The organism is Microbacterium sp. R86528 (assembly GCF_044596335.1).
GTDB lineage: Bacteria > Actinomycetota > Actinomycetes > Actinomycetales > Microbacteriaceae > Microbacterium > Microbacterium marmarense.
This window is the reverse complement of record NZ_CP138996.1, coordinates 1632996-1657593: the sequence shown is the minus strand read 5'-3', so window position 1 is coordinate 1657593 and position 24598 is coordinate 1632996. Positions and strand designations below refer to the sequence as shown.

The 24598-nt window shown below is 62.6% G+C and carries 23 protein-coding genes; 13 read left to right on the top strand and 10 right to left on the bottom strand.

The genetic code is table 11. The annotated features are described in order from the left end of the window. Positions 1-7 precede the first annotated feature (7 nt). The 4 genes from SJY18_RS07705 to SJY18_RS07690 are packed head-to-tail and all read left to right on the top strand — an operon-like array spanning position 8 to position 5571. Positions 8-3826: a proline dehydrogenase family protein gene (locus tag SJY18_RS07705; RefSeq protein WP_396667131.1), complete on the top strand. Its 3819-nt coding sequence runs from the start codon at positions 8-10 to the stop codon at positions 3824-3826. Between the two features lie 55 nt (positions 3827-3881). After that, the gene (locus SJY18_RS07700; protein WP_396667130.1) at positions 3882-4349 is read left to right on the top strand and encodes a hypothetical protein; all 468 of its coding nucleotides are present in this window, start codon (positions 3882-3884) and stop codon (positions 4347-4349) included. After that, the gene (locus SJY18_RS07695; RefSeq protein WP_396667129.1) at positions 4349-4573 is read left to right on the top strand and encodes a helix-turn-helix transcriptional regulator; all 225 of its coding nucleotides are present in this window, start codon (positions 4349-4351) and stop codon (positions 4571-4573) included. The genes SJY18_RS07700 and SJY18_RS07695 overlap by 1 nt, the downstream gene beginning before the upstream one ends. Continuing rightward, positions 4570-5571: an NAD(P)-dependent alcohol dehydrogenase gene (locus tag SJY18_RS07690; protein ID WP_396667128.1), complete on the top strand. Its 1002-nt coding sequence runs from the start codon at positions 4570-4572 to the stop codon at positions 5569-5571. Before SJY18_RS07695 ends, SJY18_RS07690 begins: the two co-directional genes overlap by 4 nt. Here SJY18_RS07690 and SJY18_RS07685 read toward each other — a convergent pair whose 3' ends face one another. The 5 genes from SJY18_RS07685 to SJY18_RS07665 are packed head-to-tail and all read right to left on the bottom strand — an operon-like array spanning position 5572 to position 9871. Beyond that, positions 5572-6906: a DUF6716 putative glycosyltransferase gene (locus tag SJY18_RS07685; protein ID WP_396667127.1), complete on the bottom strand. Its 1335-nt coding sequence runs from the start codon at positions 6904-6906 to the stop codon at positions 5572-5574. After that, positions 6903-7775: an N-acetylneuraminate synthase family protein gene (locus tag SJY18_RS07680; protein WP_337336477.1), complete on the bottom strand. Its 873-nt coding sequence runs from the start codon at positions 7773-7775 to the stop codon at positions 6903-6905. The genes SJY18_RS07685 and SJY18_RS07680 overlap by 4 nt, the downstream gene beginning before the upstream one ends. Then, positions 7772-8425: an HAD hydrolase family protein gene (locus SJY18_RS07675; RefSeq protein WP_396667126.1), complete on the bottom strand. Its 654-nt coding sequence runs from the start codon at positions 8423-8425 to the stop codon at positions 7772-7774. The genes SJY18_RS07680 and SJY18_RS07675 overlap by 4 nt, the downstream gene beginning before the upstream one ends. Beyond that, positions 8355-8963, bottom strand: coding sequence for a cytidylyltransferase domain-containing protein (locus SJY18_RS07670; protein ID WP_396667125.1), 609 nt, complete (start codon positions 8961-8963; stop codon positions 8355-8357). The genes SJY18_RS07675 and SJY18_RS07670 overlap by 71 nt, the downstream gene beginning before the upstream one ends. Next, a complete protein-coding gene (locus SJY18_RS07665) occupies positions 8960-9871 on the bottom strand; it encodes a hypothetical protein (RefSeq protein WP_396667124.1) in 912 nt (303 codons plus the stop codon). The genes SJY18_RS07670 and SJY18_RS07665 overlap by 4 nt, the downstream gene beginning before the upstream one ends. Before the next feature lie 267 nt (positions 9872-10138). Here SJY18_RS07665 and ddaH point away from each other — a divergent pair, with 267 nt between their 5' ends. Both ddaH and rocD read left to right on the top strand, forming a co-directional pair. Further along, positions 10139-11017 carry a dimethylargininase gene (gene ddaH, locus SJY18_RS07660; protein ID WP_337336474.1) on the top strand — a complete coding sequence of 293 codons (879 nt, stop codon included), beginning with the start codon at positions 10139-10141 and terminating at the stop codon, positions 11015-11017. An 11-nt stretch (positions 11018-11028) separates the two neighbouring features. Next, a complete protein-coding gene (gene rocD / locus SJY18_RS07655; protein WP_396667123.1) occupies positions 11029-12249 on the top strand; it encodes an ornithine--oxo-acid transaminase in 1221 nt (406 codons plus the stop codon). Between the two features lie 20 nt (positions 12250-12269). Here rocD and SJY18_RS07650 read toward each other — a convergent pair whose 3' ends face one another. Further along, positions 12270-13889 carry a molybdopterin-dependent oxidoreductase gene (locus SJY18_RS07650; RefSeq protein ID WP_396667122.1) on the bottom strand — a complete coding sequence of 540 codons (1620 nt, stop codon included), beginning with the start codon at positions 13887-13889 and terminating at the stop codon, positions 12270-12272. 138 nt (positions 13890-14027) lie between these two features. Here SJY18_RS07650 and SJY18_RS07645 point away from each other — a divergent pair, with 138 nt between their 5' ends. From SJY18_RS07645 to SJY18_RS07635, 3 genes are read left to right on the top strand one after another with little or no spacing between them, the layout of a single operon-like run. Further along, entirely contained in the window at positions 14028-15776 is a 1749-nt protein-coding gene (locus SJY18_RS07645; protein WP_396667121.1) for a circularly permuted type 2 ATP-grasp protein, read from the top strand. Beyond that, on the top strand, positions 15770-16702 hold the full coding sequence (locus tag SJY18_RS07640; protein WP_363583741.1) for an alpha-E domain-containing protein: 933 nt from the start codon (positions 15770-15772) through the stop codon (positions 16700-16702). Before SJY18_RS07645 ends, SJY18_RS07640 begins: the two co-directional genes overlap by 7 nt. Next, a complete protein-coding gene (locus SJY18_RS07635; protein ID WP_337336469.1) occupies positions 16699-17544 on the top strand; it encodes a transglutaminase family protein in 846 nt (281 codons plus the stop codon). The genes SJY18_RS07640 and SJY18_RS07635 overlap by 4 nt, the downstream gene beginning before the upstream one ends. A gap of 14 nt (positions 17545-17558) precedes the next feature. Here the strand turns inward: SJY18_RS07635 and SJY18_RS07630 are convergent, their stop codons facing one another. Beyond that, positions 17559-17705 (bottom strand): hypothetical protein, encoded by a 147-nt coding sequence (locus SJY18_RS07630; RefSeq protein WP_396667120.1) that lies wholly within the window; start codon positions 17703-17705, stop codon positions 17559-17561. A gap of 50 nt (positions 17706-17755) precedes the next feature. Continuing rightward, a complete protein-coding gene (locus SJY18_RS07625) occupies positions 17756-18319 on the bottom strand; it encodes a TetR/AcrR family transcriptional regulator (protein WP_396667119.1) in 564 nt (187 codons plus the stop codon). Between the two features lie 81 nt (positions 18320-18400). On the opposite strand from SJY18_RS07625, the gene SJY18_RS07620 reads away from it, so the two are divergent. Next, positions 18401-18760, top strand: a complete 360-nt coding sequence (locus SJY18_RS07620) for a DsrE family protein (RefSeq protein WP_337336466.1) — start codon at positions 18401-18403, stop codon at positions 18758-18760. Between the two features lie 129 nt (positions 18761-18889). Here the strand turns inward: SJY18_RS07620 and SJY18_RS07615 are convergent, their stop codons facing one another. Both SJY18_RS07615 and SJY18_RS07610 read right to left on the bottom strand, forming a co-directional pair. Continuing rightward, positions 18890-19762: an aldo/keto reductase gene (locus SJY18_RS07615; protein WP_396667118.1), complete on the bottom strand. Its 873-nt coding sequence runs from the start codon at positions 19760-19762 to the stop codon at positions 18890-18892. 32 nt (positions 19763-19794) lie between these two features. Continuing rightward, the gene (locus tag SJY18_RS07610) at positions 19795-21297 is read right to left on the bottom strand and encodes a sulfatase (RefSeq protein WP_396667117.1); all 1503 of its coding nucleotides are present in this window, start codon (positions 21295-21297) and stop codon (positions 19795-19797) included. A 184-nt stretch (positions 21298-21481) separates the two neighbouring features. On the opposite strand from SJY18_RS07610, the gene SJY18_RS07605 reads away from it, so the two are divergent. Genes SJY18_RS07605 through SJY18_RS07595 form a run of 3 tightly spaced genes read left to right on the top strand, consistent with a single transcriptional unit; the run spans position 21482 to position 24578 of the window. Further along, entirely contained in the window at positions 21482-22813 is a 1332-nt protein-coding gene (locus SJY18_RS07605; protein WP_396667116.1) for an ABC transporter substrate-binding protein, read from the top strand. After that, positions 22813-23757: a sugar ABC transporter permease gene (locus SJY18_RS07600; protein WP_337336462.1), complete on the top strand. Its 945-nt coding sequence runs from the start codon at positions 22813-22815 to the stop codon at positions 23755-23757. The genes SJY18_RS07605 and SJY18_RS07600 overlap by 1 nt, the downstream gene beginning before the upstream one ends. Beyond that, positions 23754-24578 carry a carbohydrate ABC transporter permease gene (locus tag SJY18_RS07595; RefSeq protein ID WP_337336461.1) on the top strand — a complete coding sequence of 275 codons (825 nt, stop codon included), beginning with the start codon at positions 23754-23756 and terminating at the stop codon, positions 24576-24578. Before SJY18_RS07600 ends, SJY18_RS07595 begins: the two co-directional genes overlap by 4 nt. The last annotated feature ends 20 nt before the right edge of the window (positions 24579-24598 follow it).

Sequence of the window (24598 nt, the reverse complement as noted above, 5' to 3'; positions counted from 1 at the left end):
TGTCGACATGGCGAATGATCCTGACCGGCAAGATCCTGATCGGTCCGAACATGGCGACCAAGACGCCGACGCTCTAGAGCCGGCGGGTGCCACTGTTGACAGCGCGGTCGCGCTTGCGCGCCGATGGGTCGACGAAGCGGCAACTGCCGATGTCGACCCCGCCGCACAGCGGCTCGCCGGGGTGCTGAAAGACCCTAAAGGTCTGCCTTTCACACTCGGCTTCGTGGACGGCGTGATGCGACCGGAGTCACACTTCGCGGCAGCATCCCAACTGAACCGGATCGCGCCTTTGGTGCCCGACTTTCTGCCGTGGTATCTGCGAGGCGCCGTTCGTGCTGGCGGGGCAGTTGCCCCCGTGATCGCTACGCCGACGGTGCCAATAGCGCGGCGCGTGCTGCGCGAGATGGTCGGCCATCTCATCGTCGACGCGCGGCCCGAAAAGCTGGCCCCCGCACTCGCGCGAATTCGCGAATCGGGCGCGAGCGTCAACTTGAACCTGCTCGGTGAGGCCGTGCTGGGTGAGTCTGAAGCGAAACGTCGACTCGACGGAATTCACGAGCTTATTCGCCGTGATGATGTCGACTACGTCTCGGTGAAGGTCTCGGCGATCGTCAGCCATGTATCGATGTGGGCCTTCGACGAAGTCGTCAGCACCGTCATTGAGCGGCTGCTGCCGCTGTACCTCACCGCAGTCGACAACGGCACCTTCATCAATCTCGACATGGAGGAGTACCGCGACCTCGACCTGACCGTGGCTGTCTTCACCAGGCTGCTCGCTCATCCGCGGCTTCGGGCGATGGAAGCCGGCATCGTGCTGCAGGCATATCTGCCCGACGCGCAACCAGCCCTCGCCGCCCTCACTGAGTGGGCACGCGTGCGCGTCGACGCGGGCGGAGCACGTATCAAGGTGCGACTAGTCGAGGGCGCGAATCTCGCAATGGAGCGAGTGGATGCCGCTGTTCACGGCTGGCCACTGGCGACGTTCGATTCGAAACTCGACACCGACGCGAATTATGTGCGCTGCCTTGACTTCGCGCTGCGGCCGGAGAACACCAGCGCAGTGCGAGTCGGGGTTGCCGGCCACAACCTGTTCGACATCGCATATGCCTGGCTGCTCGCCGGCGGCCGAGAAGTGCGAGAGGCTGTCGAGTTCGAGATGCTGCTCGGTATGGCGCAGGGGCAAGTCGCTGCGATCTCACGTGACGTCGGAGCGGTGCGACTGTATGTGCCCGTAGTGAAGCCCGATGAGTTCGATGTCGCGATCAGCTACCTCGTTCGCCGCCTCGAAGAGAACGCCTCGAGCGACAACTTTCTCTCGGCAGCGTTCGACCTCGCCGATGATTCGGCCCTCTTCGATCGCGAGCGCGAGCGGTTTATCGCCTCCGTGGCGCGCGCGAACGATGAGAGCCTGCCAGTCGGAGCGCGCCGCATGCAGGATCGAGCGCGCGCTACACGTCTCACCGACACGTCAAAGCACGACAGCCCCAGTCTCTTTCGCGACACGCTCGCCGTTGATTCCGAAGCGGTGGGCGACGCGACGGTCGGTGCTGGCCTGACACAGGCAGTGCTGGGCATCGCACGATCTGCGGCCACAAATGCCGATGAAACCGTTCCCGTGGTGCCGCTCGCGGCCGAACAGCGCTTTGGCGCAGACAACTACGTCGAGACAGCGGTGTTCGCGTCCCGCCAGGGCAGCCAGACGGCAGCGGGCGCTCCGGGCTTTGTCAACACCGCCGACACCGATCCCGCGTTGCCGGCAAACCGAGCGTGGGGTCGCGAGATCATTGCCCGCATCGGCGACTCCACCGCCGGAGACGCGACGATCGCCGCCGCGCACGTCGCCGAAGCCGAGCAACTTGATCAAATCGTCGCGCACGTCAGAGAAGCCGCCGAGCAGTGGGGTTCGCTTCCCGCCGCCGACCGCGGCGCCGTGCTGCTTGCCGCCGCAAGCGCACTTGAGAGCCGCCGTGCAGAGCTCATTGAAGTGGCCGCGTCTGAAACCGGCAAGGTGCTGGCCGAAGCGGACGTCGAGATCAGCGAGGCCATCGACTTCGCTCGCTACTACGCCGCAAATGCTCGCGAGCTCGACAGCATGGGCGGCGCAGTGTTCGTGCCTGATCGGGTCACCGTTGTGACCCCGCCGTGGAACTTTCCCATCGCGATTCCCGCCGGCGGTGTGCTCGCATCACTCGCAGCCGGATCGGGAGTGGTCTTCAAACCAGCGCCGCAAGCGCGCCGCTGCGCAGCTGTCGTCGCCGAAGCGCTTTGGGAAGCGGGAGTGCCGCGAGACGTGCTGGCACTCGTCGACCTCGACGAAGACTCGCTCGGAAAGCAGCTGCTGTCGCACGCGGATGTTGATCGAGTCATTCTCACTGGGGGGTGGGAAACCGCGGCGCTATTCCGCTCCTGGCGGCGCGATCTGCCGATGCTGGCCGAAACCAGCGGCAAGAACGCGATGATCATCATGCCCAGCGCAGATATCGATCTCGCCGTGTCGGATGTGGTCAAGAGCGCTTTCGGCCACGCAGGGCAGAAATGTTCGGCGGCCTCGCTCGTGATCGTGGTCGGTTCCGTCGGTCGCTCCAAGAGATTTGCGCGCCAACTGGTGGATGCCACAAATTCCCTTCGCGTCGGGGTGCCCTCTGACCCGCGCACCGAGGTCGGGCCGCTTGTAGAGCCGCCTCACGGCAAGCTCAAGTGGGCACTGACCACCCTTGGCGCCGGAGAGAAGTGGCTTGTGGAGCCGCGAGAAGTGGCGACGAAAGACGATGCTGGTGACTATGAGGGTCGGGTCTGGTCTCCCGGCATCCGCACCGGCGTGCAACCGGGGTCGCGCTTTCACATGGAAGAGTTCTTCGGCCCGGTGCTCGGCATCATGCGTGTTTCGTCGCTCACTCGGGCCCTCGAACTGCAGAACGCCGTTGACTACGGACTGACGGCGGGCCTTCACACTCAAGACCCCGAAGATCTCGCGATGTGGTTGCGAGAGGTCGAGGCGGGCAACCTCTACGTCAACCGCGGCATCACGGGAGCGATCGTGCAACGCCAGCCATTTGGCGGGTGGAAACGTTCTTCGGTCGGTGCGGGCGCCAAAGCTGGTGGTCCAAACTATCTGCTCGGGCTCGGGTCATGGCGGGCGACATCGGGCGCGGCGACCTCGGCAACCCTGCACTTGCGCGGGCTGGACTCGCGGATTACCTCGGTGATCGAAGCAGCCCAGGCCACGCTCGACTACGAGGCTTTCGAATGGTTGCGGCGCGCTGCGCTGTCTGATGCGATCGCATGGGACCGCGAGTTCGGCCGAGTGAAAGATGTCTCGAACTTGGGTGTTGAGCGCAATCTCTTTCGCTACCGGCCGGTTCACTACGTCGATGTGCGCGCTACCGCGGATGCATCGTGGCAGGCGCTGCTGCGCATTGCGCTGGCGGGAATTCGAGCGGGCACGCGACTGACAATCAGTGCTCCGGTCGGCCTGCCAGCTGCGGTGCGCCGCGCGCTCAGCGACGAGGATGTTGTCGTTTTCGTTGAGACCCAGGAGCAGTGGCTCGAACGGATGATCGCCAAGCCGAGCAGCGACACTGACGCGTTGAGCGGCATAGCGCCGCGACCGTCCCGCGTGCGCCTGGTCGGAGCCCGAGAGACCGTTTCGGTGTTGCGGCGTGCATTGGCAGACGCAATCGAGGGTGACCCTGATGTTGCGATCTACGACAATGAGGTCACGACCGCAGGGCGCCTTGAGCTACTCACTTTTCTGCGAGAACAGTCGATCACCATCACAGCGCATCGCTTCGGCAATCCCGACGACTGGTCCGCTGACGTGATCTGATCTGCTCGGTGTCAAGAATTCTTGACACCGAGCAGATTGCCCGGTAGTTTTCTTAATGTCAAACATTCCTGACATCAAGGAGTCACTCGTGGTTTACGAAGAACGCAACGTCTGGGCGGGTCTCGGCGTCACTGCCATCGCTATGACGGTCTACGTATTCGTCGTCTTTCAGCAGGCTGCCGGCGGTCCGCTCGTCGAGGTCGACTGGTGGCCGATCATGGCGTGGACGATCGGTGCGAGCATCGCAGCATCCATTGTCGTCAGCGTCGTGTGGGGCATCTTCGCCGGAATGCGCGACCCAGACGGCGTCGGCAAGTCCGACCAGCGCGACCGCGACATCGCGCACATGGGCGGCAGAGTCGGCCAAGCGTTCATGGTCGTCGCGGGTCTCGGTGTCATCGTGCTGAGCGCGTTCGAAGCTGACTGGTTTTGGATCGCGAACACCATGTTCTTCGGCTTCGCGCTCTCGGCCTTCGTCGGCGGGGTCGCGCAAGTCATTGCGTACCGCCGGGGACTCATCTGATGGTCAAGCCCACCAAGGTCACAAATTCCATTCGCGCGCTTCGCGAGCAATCGAGTATGACTCAGGCAGACCTCGCACGCCAGATCGGGGTGACGCGCCAAACCCTGATCGCGATTGAGCAGGGCAAATACTCACCGACACTCGAGCTTGCATTCCAAATCTCGCGCGTGTTCGGCGTGGGGCTCGACGATCTGTTTCAGTACCCCGAGGCGGAGGAACAATGAACCCGTTGCCCACGACCATGTCGGCATGGTGTCAAGAGCGGTACGGCGGCCCGGAAGTTGTCGTCCAAGCCCAGATCGACGTTCCGCAGGTGGGGCGTGACGACGTGCTTGTTCGCACGCACGCCACATCGCTGAACGCGGGTGACATCTATGTCATGCGCGGTGAGCCGCTGGTCTTGCGTGTCGCCTTTGGACTTCGTCGACCGAAACAGCGTGTGCGAGGAATGGATGCTGCCGCGACAGTGGTGGCCGTCGGTGAGCGAGTGACCCAATTCAAGGTCGGTGATGAGGTGGTCGGCGAACTCGCGGGAGGGGCGCTCGCGGAGTATGCCGTGTCAACAGCCTCGCGGCTCGTGCACCGCCCGTCTGAACTCGATGTCACCGTCGCGGCGGCGTTGCCGGTCGCTGGGGGTACCGCGCTGCAGGCTGTCGATCGCGCCGGTGTCGCGACGGGGCAGCGGGTGCTGGTGATCGGGGCCTCAGGCGGGGTCGGAACCTTTGCCGTGCAACTGTGTGCCCAGCGCGGCGCGGAGGTCTGGGCGCTTTGTGGTGAGCGCAATCGCCCTCTGGTCGAGTCCCTCGGCGCGGCCGCCACCTTCGACTACAAGAAGGTGCAACCGGGGGCCACCGAGCTCGGCGAGGCTGAGTTCGACGTGGTTATCGATATCGCGGGCACAGCCAGGTTGCGCGCGCTTCAGCGTCTCGTGCGAGAGGGCGGCAAAGTCGTGCTGGTGTCGGGTCAGGGAGGACGTGTGCTGGGGCCGCTCGCGCGGTTGACAGCAGCATCCATCATCTCGGTGGGGTCAAAGCGCAAGCTGCTTCCCCTGGCAGCGACTGGAAACCAAGACACGTTGAACAGCCTGGTTGCACTAGCGACGGCGGGCTCGCTCGCACCCGTGATCGAGCACGTGTCGTCGTTCGATGAAGCCGATGCTGCGCTGGCGCGCGCCGCTGACGGTCATGTGGTCGGCAAGATCGTGGTCACCGTCACGGGTTGACTACCGTGACCCCATACGCGAGTGCTTCTTGGCATCGGGAGTTTCACGACTGTGCGACTCGGCAGCCACGGCCGGCGCGATTGCTCGCTGCACCCGTTGGCCGGTGCGCACAATAGCCCGCAACGGCACACCGATCACCAGGGCGAAGAAGCCGGCAGCCGACCTGTCGAAACTGCCCAGTACGAGCTTTCGCTCCCAGGCATCGCGAATGACGCCACCTCGGCGACGCAGCGGTGGTTTCGACGCCAGCACACCCTGGTGTCGCAGTGCAACGAGTTCGACGACGCGCGCGGCCCAGTTGTCGTCACGGGCATCATGGAGGTAGTTCTCACGGGTCCAAAGCCGATTCGGCTGCCGAAAGCGCCGGTGCACGACGTCATCATCACTCCCGTAGAGCCCGCTTCCGTCGAAGACCTCGTTGATGAGTTCGGGTGAGACGCCAAACGAGTCAAGCGCGATCACCGGAACCCCGAGCGCAATCGCCTCGATCGCCGCGGTCGAGCTGACCGTCACCAGCCCCTCTGCAGTCGAGAGGGCGCGACGCATCGGGCCAGTCGAGATGACCAGGTTCTCGGGCGCCCCACCCAGCTCGTCAATGAGGTCAGCCAGCGGCAGAGATTCCGAGTGCGTCTGGTGTTCCCCCTTCGCGCCACGGAGCTTGAGCACCACCTGTCGCGAGGGGTCCGCTTTCGCCGCCCGGATGAGCAGTGCGGCGACCTCAAGACGGTCGTGGCGCTCGAGCGGAACGATTGCCTGCGCGGCAAAGACCAGATCCGTTCCGCGCGGGTGCGGCGTGTCATCAACTCGCGCTCGTGCCGCGAACGGCAATGAGGCGAGAGCGAATCTGGAATCGAAGTTCTGGGACGACGCCAAGTGAGTGAAGCTGGCGATCTCGCGGTGGGAGTGCAACACGAACAGATCGCATTGTGCGCGAAACAGCAAGGCCTTTCGCGTCGCGGGAATCGAGATGCCGGGAAGCCCCGTGACGATCACCGGGCGCGGCTCGATGGTCGCTACCAACCGTGCGATGACCCGCGCAAGGGGCCCACGCGCCGCAACGAGCACGGCGTCGGGGGGATCACCGGTGAGCTGCTGGTGAAACGCGTCGAGCGTGAGGCGAGACACCGCGTGTGCCGGCAGACCACTGCCGGCAAGGGCGGCATGTTGTTGCCCGGCGCTGACCGCGAGAGGTGTTTCGAGCACGACGAAGCTGCTCGAGAACTGAGCGGGCGCGCCGCCTAGGAGCGCCGCGCCCCACTTGACGTATGAGTCGGTGTCGCCGACGCCGACGACCCGCATTTCAGCCTTGGTGGCGGACGCAGCCCACGTGCTCACGCCGGAACGCGGCGGAGTTTTGCCATGGGAGCAAGTTCGCCGGGGTAGACCCGCTTCACACCATCACCCAGCGCCTCTTCAATGACACGAATGTCGCGCACCAGGTGCTCAAGACCGGTCGGTTCAAGCGAGGCAGCGTGATCTGATCCCCACATCGTGCGGTCGAGTGTGATGTGGCGCTCGACGGCGACAGCACCCAGTGCCACGGCCGCCAGGGAGATCTGCAGGCCGCGCTCATGACCCGAATAGCCCACCGGAACACCGGCAAACCGATCATGCAGAGCCGGAATCATGCGCAGGTTCGCCTCGTTCGGCTCCATCGGATACGTGGACGTGGCGTGCATGAGGAGCAGGCGACCGGTTCCGAGCACATCGACTGCCGCATCGATCTCGCGGATCGTTGACATTCCGGTCGATAGGATCACCGTCTTGCCCGTGTCTCGCAGCGCACTCAACAGGGCGTGATCGGTCAGGCTGGCCGAGGCGACCTTGTGCGCGGTGACGCCTAGGTCTTCAAGAAAAGCGACGCTCGGTTCGTCCCAGGGAGATGCGAACCACTCGAGGCCGCGCAGCATGGCGTAGTCCGAGATCTCGATGTATTCGTCGCGGCCGAACTCGACGCGGCGGCGATAGTCGAGGTACGACATTGTTCCCCACGGCGTCTCCCGCGGAATGGTTCGCATGTGCTCGGGGGTCGCGAGCTCGGGCGTGCGCTTTTGGAACTTCACGGCGTCAGCGCCGGCGTTCGCGGCAACGTCGATGAGCTGCTTGGCGATCTCGACATCGCCGTTGTGGTTGAGGCCGATCTCGGCGATGACATAGACGGGGCGGCCGCTGCCGACGACACGGTTTCCGATGGTGACAGTCACGAGGTGGACCTTTCGCTGTGGATGGATGCTGACGCTTCGCGCCCGCTCAGTGTGAGATCGGCCAGCTCGCGAACCGCGCCGGATCCTCCCGTGCTCGCAAGAGTGACGCGAGCTGCCGCCAAGACCGCGGGGTGAGCGTCGCGCACGGCAACAGGCCACCCCACGATCTCAAGACAGCCGAGATCGTTGACGTCATTGCCGAGGTAGGCAACGCGAGACAAGGCGACACCCGTGGACTCTGCCCACGAGCGCAATGCCGCCGCTTTGTCATCAAGTGCCTGACGCACATCGACGTTCAGCTTGGCCGCGCGAGCCGACACGACCGGATTCTTCTCGGTCGACAGAATCACCATCGGCACGTTCGCGCGGCGCAGCAACGCCACGCCCATCCCGTCAGAGCGACTGACGCGCACCGATTCTTCGCCGCGGTCATTCACCACGACGGTGTCGTCGGTGTGCACGCCATCGAAATCGGTAGCGACGGCATCGACATCCATCGGTTCGTTTGCGTCGATGCGCGCGGCGAGCAGGCAAGCCATCTCGAGCTCAGCGAGGGTGTCGATCTCGATCGCGGTCTGCTCAGGCACTTCGATGATGCCGATGCTGCCGTAGAAGCGATGGCCTACCGCGACGAATGCGCGCGCGCGCATGACGTAGAACGCTCCGGTCTCGCGGTAGTGCGCCTCCCGATCCTGTCGCCTCGGGCGTGAGTCGACGTCGTGGCCCAGGGCCACAGCGCAGCCGCCATCGCCGCGGTGCCAGCATGAAGGCGAAACTCTCAACCGCAGAGAAGGCGACGTCGCGCCGGCGTGAGCTCACCACCCGCACAGCCTCGGCAAGCGAGGTCGAGTCGATGAATGGCGACGTGGCCTGCAGAAAGGCCAGAATCTGAACTCCGATACCGCGCGCCTCGAGTTCCGCGAGCGCGTGCAGAAGTGCACTCTCACTCGATGCCTCGTCGCCGGCGATATCGGCGGGGCGCATAACGACGTCCGCGCCCCATTCCCGTGCCACGTCAGCGATCTCGTCGTTGTCAGTAGACACGACAACACGATCGATCTCTGTGCATCGCTGCGCGGCGAGGATTGCGCGCGCGACGAGCGGGATTCCCCCGACTCGGCGAAGGTTCTTTCGCTCGATGCCCTTTGATCCGCCTCGCGCCGGAATGACTGCGACTGTTTCGCTCACGTGTTTATGCCAATCTCGGGGCCCGGGGCGCTGCTGTGCACCCTTGATCCGCTGCCGCGCAGAACGAGCGGCAGGGTCGTGTTGGTGCTGGAAGGCTGACTGAACACATCGAGAGCAGTCGGATGCCCTGCCAGGATGAGCTCGATCGGCAGCGATGTCTGCACGACTGTTACACCCGAGATGGCTCTGACAGCGTCGAGCTGGCTGGGAGTCTCACGGCGGTGGGGAAAGTACTCCACAGCGCCTGCCGCGGCGATGTGGTGGACCCAGCGGATGTAGTGCTCAATGGGCATGCGTCCGTCTACCGGGCGGGCGCTTCCGAGCACGATGCGGTTCTCACGGCGCTGTGCCGAACCCGCGCTCGAGCGCGTCCATTCGAATGAGTGATGACAAACCGAAAAGCCCAAGTTCGTGAGGGCATTCTCGCGGGCGGGCCCCAGATCGAACGCGGTGAAGATCGACGCTCGGCGATCGCGCGCGACTCGTCGCACCGTTTCAAGCGCGAAGGGACGCAGTCGAGTGGTGAGCCCGCGTTCTGCGATACCCGGGCGCGCATAGGGACGTGAGCCGGTGAGACTGTCGGCGAGCGACGTCGTGTTGGCACCGTCGTCGAGAAACGTGATCTGTCGCGGACGCAATACTGACGCGGCAAGGCGAAACTGACCGGAGAAGCCATCGCCGATGAGCCAGTGCCCATGCTGTGACAGCAGCTTCCAAGGAATTCCGAGGTACGGCGCCATCTCTCCGAACCAGGCGCGACGCGCGAGCAGCTCGTCCGCTGTCTCTGACATCTGCGCGGTGAGGCGACCAGCTACGGTCACCGCTCTGCGGTGAGCGGCACCCCACTCGGCGGCGCCGACGAGTTGCAGGGGTGACTCGACCCAAGCCAGCACTGCGTTGGTATCCATTTGTTCCTCCGGTCTCTCGACGATGCGCGATGACGGTGGCCTAGGAGAACCGATGAGGTGTCTTGTCGGCAACGAAACAGTGAACTGCTGACTTTCCCCACGTTCGTTGCCCGCTGCCGATAGAACGAGACAGGCCAACTTCCCGTGGCAGAATGATCACGGCGTGCCCGAATCGTTCCCTTCGCTGTTGCCTTGTTACTGAGTGCAATGCGTCGAAGGCCGTCGGGCCCCAGGACAGCGTCCGCCGCCCTTTCGCAAGGAGCACTCATGTCTACGCAGAACGCAGTGTCAGCGCCCGCTGTCGATACCCACGCTTCTCGAGTTCAGCAGCGTCGTACCTATCTGATGTGTCGTCCCGATCACTTCACCGTGAGCTACTCGATCAATCCGTGGATGGAACCGGCTAATCCCACTGACACTGCGCTCGCCGTCAGCCAGTGGCAGAAGCTTCACGACACGTACATCGCTCTCGGTCATGAGGTTCACCTGATTGACCCAATCGCGTCGCTGCCCGACATGGTCTACACCGCCAACGGCGGTTTCATCATCGACGGTGTTGCGTACGGGGCGAAGTTTCGTTTCGCTGAGCGGCAGCCCGAAGGCCCCGCCTTCATGGAGTGGTTCGCTGCCAATGGGTTCGCCGTTGCCGACCCGGTTGAGGTGAACGAGGGTGAGGGTGACTTCCTGCTCGTCGGTGATGTGATCCTTGCCGGAACCGGCTTTCGTTCGACCGGCGACAGCCACGGCGAGCTTGGGCGAGTCTTCGGCAAAGAGGTCATCTCACTCAACCTGGTCGACCCGCGGTTCTATCACCTCGACACCGCCATCTCGGTGCTCGACCCCGTTGAAGGGCCGAACGGTGTTGAGAAGGCGAACATCGCCTATCTGCCCGGTGCATTCGATGCCGAAGGGCAGCGCATTCTCGCCGAGCGCTTTCCCGATGCGATCAAGGTGTCAGACGACGACGGTGCGGTGTTCGGCCTGAACTCATCGAGCGACGGTCTCAATGTCATCATCTCGCCACGCGCGAAGGGCTTTGAGAAGCAGCTTCGTGAGCGCGGCTACAACCCGGTGCTCGTCGATCTGTCAGAACTCCTGCTCGGTGGGGGCGGCATCAAATGCTGCACCCTGGAACTGCGACGCTGAACGGAAACGCCATGACTACTCCCTCATTTCACACCGAGGCCCTCCGTGTGATCGACACCGCAGAGACTCACCTCGCCAACAACTACAACCCCCTCGAGGTTGTCGTTTCACGCGGCGAAGGTTCCTGGGTCACCGACATCGAGGGCAAGCGCTACCTTGATCTGCTCTCGGCCTATTCGGCGTTGAACTTCGGACATGGTCACCCGGCAATTCTTGCCGTCGCACAAGAGCAGCTGAATCGACTCACGCTCACGAGCCGAGCTTTTCACAACGACAAGCTCGGCATCTTCGCCCAGGCGCTCGCCGCTTTGTGCGGCAAAGATCTGGTGCTGCCGATGAACACCGGCGCCGAGGCTGTCGAGTCGGGCATCAAGGTTGCACGCGCGTGGGGGTATCGGGTCAAGGGCATCGCTGCGGATGCTGCAACGATTGTCGTCGCGCACGGAAACTTTCATGGCCGCACGACGACGATCGTCGGGTTCAGCGATGACGCGAGTGCGCGCGATGACTTCGGCCCGTTCGCGCCCGGTTTCGTGCAGGTTCCGTTCGCAGATGCCGCCGCCATCGAAGCCGCGATCGACGACAACACCGCGGCGGTGCTCATCGAGCCGATTCAAGGCGAGGCGGGAGTCATCATTCCTCCCGAGGGCTATCTGCGCGCGGTGCGCGAGATCTGCACCCGTCGCGGCGTGCTCATGATCGCCGATGAGATTCAGGCCGGCCTCGGCCGCGTCGGCACCACCTTCGCGTGCGATCGCGAGCAGGTCGTTCCTGACATGTATCTGCTCGGCAAGGCGCTGGGCGGCGGCATCGTTCCGCTCTCGGCCGTGGTCGCTAACCGGGATGTGCTGGGAGTGATTCAGCCGGGCCAACATGGCTCAACGTTCGGCGGGAATCCGCTTGCGGCGGCCGTTGGGCTGCGCGTGGTCGAGATGCTTGAGTCGGGCGAGTTCCAGACCCGTGCGGCCGCACTCGGCGAACATCTCGAAGCCGGCTTGAACGCCCTGATCGGCCAAGGCGTCACCGATGTACGAGTTGCGGGCCTGTGGGCGGGCATCGACATCGACCCCGCGCTGGGCACCGGTCGCGAGATCGCTGAGAAGATGCTTGCTCGCGGCGTGCTGGTCAAAGACACGCACGGCCAGACGATTCGCATTGCGCCGCCGCTGGTGATTCGCGCGACCGAGATCGACTGGGCTATCGAGCAGCTGAGAGTCGTGCTCGCAGGCTGATCAGGTGTGGTTGCCGAATGCTAGGCGACGTTGATGCTGATCTGCTGCCAACCCGTGGCTCCATCGGGCGCGGGCGGCGCGATCGCATCGGTCTGTGTCTCGCCATTGACGTTCGTGGCGCGGCAGCTGATCGTGTGGGAACCGCTCGTGGCCGTCCACGGCATGCTCCACTGCACCCAGGTGTCATCCGAGATCGCGGTAGCGAGTTTCGTTTCGACCCACTCGCCGCCATCGATTTGCACCTCGACCTTTGAGACCCCCACGTGAGGCTGCCAGGCGACACCTGCAATGACGGTCTCGCCCGCGGGCACACTCTGGTTGCGGCTCGGAACGTCGATGCGCGACTGCAGCTTGATCGGTCCTCGCTCTGTCCACCCGCGGGTAGACCAGTAGGCCTCGTCTTGTTCGAATGTGGTGACCTTCAGCTCGGTCACCCATTTGGTGGCCGAGACATAGCCGTAGAGGCCAGGAACCACCATGCGCACGGGAAATCCGTGTTCTATCGGCAACGGCTCATCGTTCATGCCGATGGCGAGAATCGAGTCGCGGTCATCGGTGAGAACGCTCAACGGGGTGGATGCGGTGAAGCCATCGATGGATTGAGAAAGCACCATGTCGGCATCCGCTGTTGGTTCTGCTCGCGCGAGCAGTTCTCGAATCGGGTAACCGAGCCATTTGGCGTTGCCGATCAGGTCGCCGCCCACCGAATTCGAGACGCACGACAGCGTCGTGTAGCTCTCTTCGAGGGGGAGCGCGATGAGCTCGTCCCAGGTGATGGTGACTTCTTGATTCACCATTCCATGGATGCGCAGACTCCACTCGGAGGTGTCGACCTGCGGAACGATCAGCGCGGTATCGATGCGGTAGAACTCTGAGTTGGGTGTGATGACCGGGGCCAGTCCGCTGATGCCGAGCTCTGCGCTCGCCGGAACCGCTGCGGCAGGAACCGCTGCGGCGGGAAGCCCAATGGCTTGGCGCACGGCAGTGACGGTGCGCGAACCTGCGCGCACTGCGGAGCCCGCGATGGTTGCGATCACGCCACCTGCGGTGGCCGCACCCGCCCAGATGAAGAAGGTGCGGCGATCGGGGTGCTGATCCGCCGTTGCCGTTGCCGTTGCCGTTGTCGGCGCCGTTGCAGGGGTGCCTTGCGAAACCCCCGACGGCGCACCGACGCGTGACGTACGTGCAGCAGGGCTGAGCAGGCGAGTGAGCAGGTGCAGCGCGAGCGCCGCGACCACGCCTGCCACCAGCGACGGCACCCAGGCAAACGGGCCAGCGTCTGCGCGGGTCATCGCTGCGACGACGCCCGTGGCGCCGAAGGCCCCTACCACCACGAGGCCCCACGGCGGAGTGCGTGACTGCAGCCAGCCCGCGAGAGCCGCGAGGGCGACGGCGACGATCGCGATTCCCGCGAACAGCGCGATCTTGTCAGCGGTGCCGAACAGAGCGATGGCCGCGTCTTTCGCCCACGAAGGCGCAGCATCCACCAGAGCATCGCCGACCACCGCGAAAGGCGACGACTCTGGGGCGATCACCCCGGCAGTCAATTCGCCGAGGCCCGCTCCGAGAGTGATCGACGCGATACCCGCGACCCAGGTCAGCGGGTAGGCGGGGCGATCCGCCGGTTGCTTGATTGCCACGTTCACAGCGTAGGTCGGCCAGTAGCGGCTCGCGGCGTGATCGGCCGATTCGTAAGGGTTTCACAAGGTTGCCTACCAGGTCAGATCGATACGTCAAGTGGAAACACATCGGCAACACCTTCGGACTAGGCTCGGCCCATGGGTGATCTCTTCGACGGTTACGGCTCGACTCTCGCGCCGCGCAAGACGCCCTCGGGTGTTCCCGCGTTCGATGAAATGTTTGGCGGTCCGGCGCAGCCGGGCGGCCCAGATCAATCACGCGAGGCCTACCGAGAGCTACATCAAGCGCTCGCGCAGATGACACAGGAAGAACTTCGAGGGCGAACTGATTCGCTCGCAAGTTCGTATCTTGCGCAGGGGGTGACGTTCGACTTCGCTGGTGAAGAGCGCCCGTTCCCCCTCGATGCGGTGCCAAGGGTTATCGCGTACGACGAGTGGAAGCGAGTCGAAGCAGGCGTGAAACAGCGCGTGCAGGCACTCGAGGCTTTTCTCGACGACGCCTATGGCCGCCAGCACTGCGTTCGCGACGACGTGTTGCCCGCCGCTCTGATCGCGTCGTCGCAGTATTTCTACCGCCAGGCCGCGGGCATCCAATCCGCCAACGGTGTGCGCATTCACGTCTCGGGTATTGATCTGATTCGAGACGAGAACGGCGAGATGCGCGTTCTCGAAGACAACGTTCGCGTTCCCTCGGGTGTCAGCTATGTCATCTCGAACCGGCGCGTGATGGCCCAGACGCTGCCCGAGTTGTTCGTCTCGATGCGGGTGCAGCCCGTGGGCGACTACCCCAACAAGCTGCTCGCCGCACTTCGTGCCTCCGCTCCCGCAGGCATCGAAGACCCGAACGTTGTCGTTCTCACCCCTGGTGTGTACAACTCGGCGTACTTCGAGCACACGCTGCTCGCCCGCTTGATGGGTGTCGAACTCGTCGAAGGCCGTGACCTGATGTGCATCGGCGGCAAGGTCTTCATGCGCACCACTCGTGGGCCCAAGCGTGTTGACGTGATCTATCGTCGCGTCGACGATGACTTCATCGACCCGTTGCAGTTCCGCGCGGATTCGATGCTCGGTGCTCCGGGCATCATGCTTGCCGCCCGCCTCGGCAATGTGACGATTGCGAACGCCGTGGGCAACGGAGTCGCTGACGACAAGCTCCTCTACACCTACGTGCCCGACCTCATTCGCTACTACCTCTCAGAAGAGCCGATTCTCAAGAACGTTGATACCTGGCGTCTTGAAGACCCGCTTGCGCTCGAAGAGGTGCTGGATCGCCTGCCTGAACTCGTCGTCAAGCCTGTGGATGGCTCGGGTGGCAAGGGGCTCGTGGTCGGGCCCGATGCGTCGCCGAAAGAGCTCGATGAGTTGCGCAAACGTTTGATCGCCGACCCGCGTGGTTGGATCGCCCAGCCAGTTGTCATGCTCTCGACCATCCCGACCCTCGTCGAAGATGGGATGCGCCCGCGTCACGCCGACCTCCGACCGTTCGCCGTCAACGACGGAGATGACGTCTGGGTTCTACCCGGTGGTCTTACCCGTGTGGCATTGCCCGAGGGGCAGTTGGTCGTCAACTCGAGCCAGGGTGGTGGCTCGAAAGACACCTGGATCGTCGGCGGCTCAGCCCCCGGAAGCGTGCAGTACGGGCAGGAAACCACTGCCCCTGACGAGGGTGCGGAACCTGCAGCAGCGACATCTGCGATTTCGATCATCTACCCGGAAGATGTGGCACAGCACACATCATCGATCCCCGTTATCTATGACGACCAGCCTGCGGTGAGTCACTCGCCCCAGGACCCGTCGCCCTCTACTTCGCATCAGCAAGAGCAGCAGCAGGAGCAGCAGCAGCAACAGCGGCTTGATGCTCCGGCAGAGAGTGGTGAATCATGCTGAGTCGCATCGCCGAAAGCCTGTTCTGGATCGGGCGCTACATTGAGCGCAGTGACGGAACAGCGCGCATCCTCGACGTGCATCTGCAGCTTCTCTTGGAAGACCCGTGGATTGACGAAGACACTGCGTGCAGGTCTCTGCTCAATGTGATGGGGTCGGCACCGCCGGAAGGTGTGCAGAAGGTGAACCGCAACGACGTGCTGCAGCGCCTCGCCGTCGACGCAGGAAATCCGGCCAGCATCGCCTACGCCCTCACTGCCTCGCGTGAGAACGCTCGCCGGGCGCGTGAGATCGTTTCGACCGACCTCTGGGAGACACTCAACACCACGAACGCACGCATGCCGCGCCGCCTTCAGATCGACCAGGTGCACGACTTCTTCAAGTGGGTACGTGAGCGCTCGGCGCTCTCGGTGGGACTCGTGGATGCGTCAACCAGCCGCGACGAATCGTGGCAGTTCTTTACGCTCGGCCGAGCCATTGAGCGCACCGACATGACCGCGCGCATGCTGTCGACTCGGTCGCTGACAGAGGTGTCGGGGCCATCGTGGACGACGATTCTTCGCTCGTGCGGTGCATACGAGGCGTATTTGCGCACGTACCGGGGAATTCCGAGCGCGCGCAACGCGGCCGAGTTCTTGTTGCTTGACCGGTTGTTCCCTCGTTCGATCATCTACTCGATTCAGCAAGCCGAGCAGTGCATGCACGCGATCGACCCTCGCAATGATCGAGTCGGGCACTCCAACACGGTGTTGCGTGCACTCGGGCAGATCCGCAATGAGCTGGAGTACCGGCCCATTTCTGAGATCCTCGACGAGGTGCCGCATCACATGCAGCGAGTGCAGACGGTCACCCGCGAAGCATCCGAAGCTGTTCGCGATCGGTTCTTCCCCACGCAAGCTCAGCCGAGCTGGATCGGAGAAATCTCATGAAACGCCTCCGCATCGAGCACGAGACCGGTTTCACCTATCAAGGTGACGTGTCAGCGTCGTACAACGAGGCGCGCATGTTGCCAAGTTCAACCGACAGCCAGTTCGTGCTCACGTCTGCGCTCGATATCGAGCCGTCGACGTCGGTCAACCAGTATGTCGACTACTTCGGCACCCGTGTGGCGTCGTTCGACGTGCTGAACCCGCACAACACGCTCACGCTCACCGCGCGTTCTCTCGTAGAGGTGCGACCCCGACCTCTCGAAGAGCCGGAGATGACGTGGGATGAGCTCAAGCGCGAAGCGTCGCGCCTGATCGAATCGGTCGAACAGCTGGATCAGACGCCGCGCACGAAGCCTCACCCTGAGGTCGCTGAAATTGCACGCTCGATCGCGTCGCAGCACGAGCGCCCGGGCGATGCCGCTCGTGCGATCGCTGTCGCAATTGGCAACGCAATGAAGTACGTGGGCGGCATCACGGGTGTGCACTCGACTGCAGTCGAAGCATGGGACGCGCGCAAGGGCGTGTGCCAAGACATCGCGCACATCACGCTCGGAGCGCTTCGCGAAGTGGGTATTCCCGCTCGCTACGTGTCTGGCTATCTGCACTCGCGACCCGAAGCGGAGATCGGTGTTCCGGTGGCGGGTGAATCCCATGCGTGGATCGAGTGGTTCGCGGGGGACTGGCAGGGTTTCGACCCGACCAACAACCTCGAGATCACTGACAGTCACGTGCTCGTCGGCCGTGGCCGCGACTACGGTGATGTGCCGCCGTTGCGCGGCGTATACGCTGGCCCCTTCAAGGGCACTCTTCACGTGAAGGTGACCATCACCCGCGAGGCGTGAAGGTGCGCGGCGGGCTAGGCGGGGGAGTCGTCAGGGTCTAGTGCCGCGACGGTGGCTTCTTCCGCCGCGTTGTCGGCGTCGAGCTGTTCTTCGGTAGTGTCGTCGCCACCCTTGGGGGAATCGTTCTCGGGGGTTCGGTTCTCATCGCGACGCTCGTCCATGCCCCCACCGTAGATTGCATTGAGTCGATGCGACAGGGGCTTGCGCGAGATCAACGAGGCGTATCTAGGAGTTGGATGCTGGCATCGCGGGCACGGCCAATCGTGTCTGCGCCAGCGCCTGACTTCATCGCGATCATTGCGCCGTCATAAAGAGCGAGGATCAGCTCGGCCTTCGACTCTTCACCGCCGACCATCTGGCTGATCTGTTCGAGCTGCATTGCGCGGTGCTTGCGCACCTGCACCATCGCAGCCTTACTCTGCGGCACCTCGACCGCAGCGCTCGCAAACGGGCAGCCATGGAAGCGTCCGAGCCGCACGTCGTCGGCGAGCTGTTCGAACATTGCGCTCAACCGACGTTGTGGAGTGGGTTCGTCTCGGTTGATCTGCTCCATCCACGCGGTGGCGGCCGTCAGGCCCAACGAAAGATACTCCGCGATGAGCTCGTCTTTGCTGCGGAAGTTGTTGTACAGCGTGGCCTTCGTCACTTGGGCTTGCGATGCCACCCGCTCGACTCCGGTGGCGTTGATGCCGTCTTCGTAGAAAAGCTCGCTCGCGGCTCGAAGCAGACGGTCGCGGGCGGGAACGCGAGGCGCTGTTGCTGTTGGCGAAGTCATGGATTTGATTGTACCGATCGGTTCAGTTATCGTCTAGCTATACCGACCGGTATGGCAAATACTTTTGGGAAATGAGTCTTCATGTCTGAGCAGAACAAGATCGCCGTTGTCATCTACGAACCCGCCTCAGGAGACATCTCCCGCGTTTACCGCGGTCTGAAAACGGCCGCTGAGTTCGTCGAGGCCGGCGACGATGTCGCCATCGTCTTCGATGGATCTGGTGTCGAGGCGCTCGCTGCCCTTACCGACACCTCCAACCCGCTGCACGCCTTGCTCACCTCGCTCAAAGACGACGTTCGCGGTGCGTGCGCCTACTGCGCTACCGGACACAAGGTCAAGGACCAGCTCGTTGCGGGTGGATGGCCGCTGCTCGATCAGGCCGCCGGCGAGGCCAGCATTCGTGACCTCGTCAACGAGGGTCGCCAGGTTCTCAACTACTGAGGCGCGTACCTGCTGTCAGGGTGAAGTGACTGAGGGGTGGATGCTGCGGCATCCACCCCTCAGTCTTTGGGTACCTCGGCGTCGTGCGAGCGGGCCAGATTGGCTGTTTGGTCTGCGCCCTGTCGCGGGCTATCGAGTTGTACCGCCTCCAACTACTCGCCCCAGTTTTTGCACATCTGCTTCCCACGCCGCTTGGCATGTTCCGTCCCACGGTTCGCTTGATGCCTTGGCGTTTTCTCTTGCGCGCTCCGGGCTCCCCATGCCGACAATGACCGAGAGTGCGCTGTACTGCGCCAGCATCCCACGCAGTATGAGTCTCTGCGCGGTGGCACCTCGTGCCGTCGCGAGTGCGGAGAGAGCGGGAAAACGAGACGGTATTGCACCTGCTTGGGATGGGCCGCCGAGGGGTGAGTAGGCAAAGAAGACCAAGCCGAGGTCTTCGGCACGGCGCACCTCGTTTGCAGAGTCGCCCGCGACGAAGCGGTTCTGAACAGCAGTCAGCCGGCAAACAGCCGACGCGTCGTCGACCTGCGTCATCGACGCGTTGGATATCCCGATCGAACCAATTTTGCCCTCGACGCGGAGCTCTTCGAGTGTGCCGAATGCGTCGACGAGATCGAGCGGCCCATCTGCGCGGTGAAGAAAATAGAGGTCGAGCCGCTCTCGACCTAGCGCGCGAAGACTGCCGTCAACATCTTTACGGAGTCGCGCTGAGGAGTTGTCGACGCCCCAGCTGTTGTCGCCGGTGCGGAAGTGCCCTCCCTTAGTCATGATGAAAGCGTCCTCGCGTCCGCGTAGCGCCGACGCGATCAGCGACTCATTGTGAAAAGGATCGTTGACTGTAGCGTAGGCGCGAGCGGAATCGAACACTCGAATGCCCGCCTCGTACGCTGCGCTCACAGTCGCGCTCGCGTTGGCGCCATCTCGAACGGCTGCGGTCGAGAATCTACCGCAGCCTTCTGCCACTTGCTGTCGAAGTTCAGGGGCGTATGTCGTTGCCATTCTTGAATTCCATTCCAGTCATTCGGGCCCGACTACCGGGGGAGTGCACCACGAGTGACGCCGCTCTTCTCGCGCATCAGAGTGATAGGCGGCTCTGTGTCGGATCCAACGAACGACCACAGCTCGTGTTGGTTGGGAAAGGGATCTTCGAAGTAGGCCAGCCACTCCTCGAGCTTCGAGTGCAGCTTGTCTTGGATTTCACCGGTCCCAGGCCGCCCTGGAAGCGAGGTGTGGCCAAAGAGGTTGTCTAGTTGATTGGGGTCATCGACTCGATGGAAGAGCGTGTCCATCCGGCGAAGAAGAACGGTGCGGCCGACGTCGGACTCGGGGTGCGGTTCGGTGCCGTCGGATCTATCGATGTTCTCAGTCGAGTAGGTCCACTCTTTCGTGTAGACGCCGCGCCAAGGTGTGGTGAAGTAAAACAGTGGAGCAGATTCCACGGCGTCATCATCGCCCTCAAGAATCTCCGCCGAGAGGTTCTTGCCGTGCACGTGCTCTGGAACCTCAAGACCCATCAGGCCCAGGAGGGTGGGCATGAGGTCGATTGTTCCGACGATCAAGTCGGAGCGCCGCGGTTCGACGCGTCCGGACGGCAGCGTAACGATCAACGGCACTCGCGCCGAGACATCTTCGGGACTCGACTTGTGCCAATGGTTGTTGAAGGCGCCAAAGGTCTCGCCGTGGTCACTCGTGTAGACCAGGATGGTGTTTTCGCGTAGCCCCTGCTCATCGAGAGCTGCCAGGATGCGGCCGACGTTAGCGTCAACTTCGCTACACAGAGCGAGGTAACCCTGCGTCATCAGACGAGTGCGCTCATTTACGGGCACTGTTGGGCGCAGCGTCAGCGCGTCGCGATCATAGATGTCCTTAAACTCTTCCGGCGCGTCGAACGACGTGTACTTCGCATCGTCTCCGCCGTTGTGGTTGTGGGGCGCGTGAAACGATACGAAGAGTGTGAAGCGTTCATCAGGTGTCTGCTCATGAATGAACTGCACGGCCTGATCGGTCTGGCCTTCAACCTCCCAGCCGCCGAAGAGGACCTTCTCATCGCCGTCCCAATAGAACGCGTTGTCGGGGTCGTAGTTGACCGCGCAGTTGTTGGACAGGAACGTGTCGTCGAATCCGTGGCGATCAGGCCCCGCGGGGATGGGGCGGTTTCTGTCGCCGCCGTACAGATGCCACTTGCCGACGTAGCCGTTTCGGTACCCAGCGTCACGAGTGACTTCGGCGAATGAGTCACCGAGGTTGGTCGCAAGACGACGATCGTTCGTGAAGCAGTTGTTCCAGAGCGGATGCTGCCCCGAGATCAGCATGCTGCGGGCGGGGGTGCATACGGGTGAGTTCGACACTGCGTGATCGAATAGCAGACCTTCTGCAGCGAGCTGATCGAGATGGGGCGTCTTCACGTCGCTGAGGCCGTACGCGCCGAGCATGTCGCGCGATTGTTGATCGGAGAAGATGAACACGAGGTTCGGTCGTTGCGGAGATGCCGCACTGGATGTGGGTGCTTGTTGTTCAGCAGTGAACCGGTTCATATGCTTGATTCTGGCATAGGAAAACCTGCGGAGACAAGCAAAGTTGTTGGTATTGCTGGAAGATACTGATCAAAATGGAAGCGAACACTCTTGGGGCTACCGCGAGAACGGGTGAGCCTGATACGCTCTCGTGAATCGGTTCATTCCGATGGATTCCCTGTCCCAAGCAAAGAAGGTTGTCACAGTGGCTACTTCACCAAAATTCCCTCGTCGGCTTCTCGCCGGCAGCGGCGCGGTTATCCTCGCCGTCTCGCTCGCCGCCTGCTCGTCCGGAGAAGAGTCGTCGGGCGACGACACCACGGACTCGTCAACGGCAAGCGGCGACATTCGTGTCGGCATGATCGCATCTCTCGTTCCTCAGTTCGAGGAATATGCTGCCGTGTTCGAAGAATCGAACCCCGATATCAACGTCACAGTTCAAGCCGTGGCTGAGTCGCCGGCTGACTACACCCAGCAACTCGCGACCGAGAACCTTAGCGGCTCCGTGCCGGACGTGCTTTTCAACACGGGTGGACTCAACCAGACCCTCGACGCCAACGGGCTGCTCTGGGACATGTCCGAGTGGCTCGATGAAGGACGCTCCGGACTGGATTCTGCGGAGTTCTCACCGAACTTCCTAGGGTTGTTCGAGGGCGAAGACGGCCGCATCACTGGTCTTCCTGTGTCTGCTGACAGCGGTGTCATTGTCTACAACATCGAGCAGTTCGAAGAATACGGCGCTGAACTCCCGTCTGAAGACTGGACGTATGACGAGATGTATGACGCTGCACGCACCATCTACGAAGGCTCGGGCGGCGACGTTTTCGGTATTGTCACACCCCTCGGTGTCGCGGAGACTCCTTTCCAGTGGTACCCAGTGATTCGTGCGTACGGAAGCGACATGTATGACACGAACGCCGGGGAGTTCGTGTTCGCGAACCCCGCCGGGCTCGAAGCGTGGACGACTTTGCTCGAGCCGTACACAGATGATTTCGGCGTCCCTTACTCGACGCTGGCAAACGACCCGGGCAAGAATCTCTTTCCGAGCGAGCAAGCCGCGATGGAAGTCGCGTCGACGGCTCGCATCGCCGCATTGCGCGAGCAGATGCAAAGCGAGTGGGATGTCGTTGCGATGCCTGTCATCGACGGCACTCGCACGACCGGTGGTGGCGCATACTCGCTGTCGATCGGCGACAAATCTGAGAACAAGAGCGCAGCATGGGAGTTCCTCGCCTGGTTCTACTCGGTTGACGGCGGTCTTGAGGTCGCGAAGGACGACGGCGTGATCCCCGCGACAACCGACGGAATTGAGAATGGCACCTGGCAGCAGAACCCGCCAGCTGTTCCGGCGAACTTCGTACCTGCTGTGCAAACCTCCATCGAGGACGCGATTCTTCAGCAGCCGTATCCCGCCGACGTCGCACCCGAGGTGTTGCCGGCGCTTCAAGAGGCGATTCAGCTGGTGATGTTGCGCGATGAATCGATTGAGTCCGCGTTCACTGCAGCTCAGGACTCGCTCAACGCGCTTCTGAAGTAATGACTGATACACGCGCTACACAGCGCATCGTCACCGGTTCGGGCGCGGGGAAATCCCCGCGCCCGGCGGGTGGCCGAGCGCGCCGACTGGACCTTCTCGCAGGCTGGGGCATGCTCACCCCCGCCGTCGTGATGTTCACCGTCTTTGTCATCATTCCGGCGATCGTAGGCATCGCCTTGAGCTTCATGCAGTGGGACTTCTTTCGTCCTCCGACTTTCGTCGGATTCGACAACTACGCCCGACTGATCGCTGATCCTGACGTATGGCAAGCGCTGGGCGTAACTATTCAGTACGTCGTGCTCGGTGTGATCCCTACGGTGCTACTCGGCTTCATGATCGCAGTGCTGATCAACGTGAACATGCCTGGTGTGCCCGTCTGGCGTGTGCTGTACTTCATTCCAGTCGTCCTGTCGGTGGCTGTTTCCGCCGTCCTTTGGTCGTTCATGTACGACCCTCGACAGGGTCCGATCGCAGCCTTGTTGCGCGCGTTTGGGCTACCGCCAGTCGATTTCCTCAACAGCGAAGCACTCGCGCTGCCGTCACTGGTGTTGATGATGGTCTGGCTCGCTCTGCCGATCGTGATCATTTTCTACCTGGCCGGGTTGCAACGAGTGCCCGAAGATATCTACTCCGCAGCAGCCTTGGACGGCGCGGGTGCATGGCGCACGCTCTGGTCAATGACCTGGCCGAATGTGATGCCGACGACTCTTGTGGTAGTCGTTCTTCAAATCATTAACTTCGTCGCCAACTCGCTCGACGTGGCGCTCATTATGACCGGTGGCGGGCCCCTTGGGGCGACCCGCAGCCTGGCACTGTACGCGTACGAACAGGCATTCAGCTTTCAGGACGTCGGTTACGCCAGCGCGCTGTCGATCTTCCAACTTCTACTCATCGTCGGAATCGTTGCTCTCGGGCGCGTTCTGGGATCGAGGGCAAACCGATGAACTCCACGAAAACCCGTTTCGGGCGCTACACGACCATTGTCGTGCTCGGCCTCATCACGGCATTCCCACTGTTGTACTTGCTGTCTGGTTCCCTCATGTCGTTCCAGGAAATTTCGCAGTATCCGCCCAAGTTGGTGCCCACTGAGCTTGTTTGGGAGAACTACGCCGAGGCGTGGCGGTATCTCACTCCACGCACGGTGCTGAACACTTTCATCTTCGTCGTGTCGGTCCTTGTCCTTCAATTGGCCATCTGCCTTCCGGCAGGATTCGCCCTCGCCAAGATGCCACTCAAATGGACCGGATTCCTTCTGGCGATGTTCGTAGTTCCGATCTTCCTGCCCGCAAACCTGACTCTTATTCCGACCTTCATCGTCACGCTCGAATTGGGTCTCATCGGCTCATTCGCAGGTCTGATTCTTCCTGTCGTCGGCCATGCCTCTCTTGGTATTTTGCTGTTTCGCCAGTTCTTCGTGACCTTCCCCGGAGGACTCATCGAGGCGGCACGGCTGGACGGCGCGGGTTGGTTCCGCACTTTCTTCTCCATTGCGTTGCCTCTGGCGAAGCCGGTGATCGCGTCTTACTCGGTCGTGACATTTCTCACCGCGTGGAATATGTACATTTGGCCCCTTGTGGCCGCTCCGGGACCCGATACCAGAGTTCTCACGCTTGCTCTCGCGCCGCTAGCGCAGGGCGAATTCAGCAATATCTCGCCATCGGTTGGATTCGCTGCGGCCGTGGTTGCCATGGTGCCAGTCCTGCTCGTCTTCGTGCTCTTCCAGCGCTGGTTCACCCGCGGAATCGTGGGCTCCGGCCTCGAGTGATCTGCGCCGCGATCGACGCG

Bases quoted from the DNA above. Each gene is read 5' to 3' on its own strand.
- SJY18_RS07705 (WP_396667131.1), top strand. From the start codon at position 8: ATGGCGAATGATCCTGACCGGCAAGATCCTGATCGGTCCGAACATGGC.
- SJY18_RS07700 (WP_396667130.1), top strand. From the start codon at position 3,882: ATGTCAAACATTCCTGACATCAAGGAGTCACTCGTGGTTTACGAAGAA.
- SJY18_RS07695 (WP_396667129.1), top strand. From the start codon at position 4,349: ATGGTCAAGCCCACCAAGGTCACAAATTCCATTCGCGCGCTTCGCGAG.
- SJY18_RS07690 (WP_396667128.1), top strand. From the start codon at position 4,570: ATGAACCCGTTGCCCACGACCATGTCGGCATGGTGTCAAGAGCGGTAC.
- SJY18_RS07675 (WP_396667126.1), bottom strand. From the start codon at position 8,425: ATGCGCGCGCGCGCATTCGTCGCGGTAGGCCATCGCTTCTACGGCAGC.
- SJY18_RS07665 (WP_396667124.1), bottom strand. From the start codon at position 9,871: ATGGATACCAACGCAGTGCTGGCTTGGGTCGAGTCACCCCTGCAACTC.
- ddaH (WP_337336474.1), top strand. From the start codon at position 10,139: ATGTCTACGCAGAACGCAGTGTCAGCGCCCGCTGTCGATACCCACGCT.
- rocD (WP_396667123.1), top strand. From the start codon at position 11,029: ATGACTACTCCCTCATTTCACACCGAGGCCCTCCGTGTGATCGACACC.
- SJY18_RS07645 (WP_396667121.1), top strand. From the start codon at position 14,028: ATGGGTGATCTCTTCGACGGTTACGGCTCGACTCTCGCGCCGCGCAAG.
- SJY18_RS07640 (WP_363583741.1), top strand. From the start codon at position 15,770: ATGCTGAGTCGCATCGCCGAAAGCCTGTTCTGGATCGGGCGCTACATT.
- SJY18_RS07635 (WP_337336469.1), top strand. From the start codon at position 16,699: ATGAAACGCCTCCGCATCGAGCACGAGACCGGTTTCACCTATCAAGGT.
- SJY18_RS07630 (WP_396667120.1), bottom strand. From the start codon at position 17,705: ATGGACGAGCGTCGCGATGAGAACCGAACCCCCGAGAACGATTCCCCC.
- SJY18_RS07625 (WP_396667119.1), bottom strand. From the start codon at position 18,319: ATGACTTCGCCAACAGCAACAGCGCCTCGCGTTCCCGCCCGCGACCGT.
- SJY18_RS07620 (WP_337336466.1), top strand. From the start codon at position 18,401: ATGTCTGAGCAGAACAAGATCGCCGTTGTCATCTACGAACCCGCCTCA.
- SJY18_RS07615 (WP_396667118.1), bottom strand. From the start codon at position 19,762: ATGGCAACGACATACGCCCCTGAACTTCGACAGCAAGTGGCAGAAGGC.
- SJY18_RS07610 (WP_396667117.1), bottom strand. From the start codon at position 21,297: ATGAACCGGTTCACTGCTGAACAACAAGCACCCACATCCAGTGCGGCA.
- SJY18_RS07600 (WP_337336462.1), top strand. From the start codon at position 22,813: ATGACTGATACACGCGCTACACAGCGCATCGTCACCGGTTCGGGCGCG.
- SJY18_RS07595 (WP_337336461.1), top strand. From the start codon at position 23,754: ATGAACTCCACGAAAACCCGTTTCGGGCGCTACACGACCATTGTCGTG.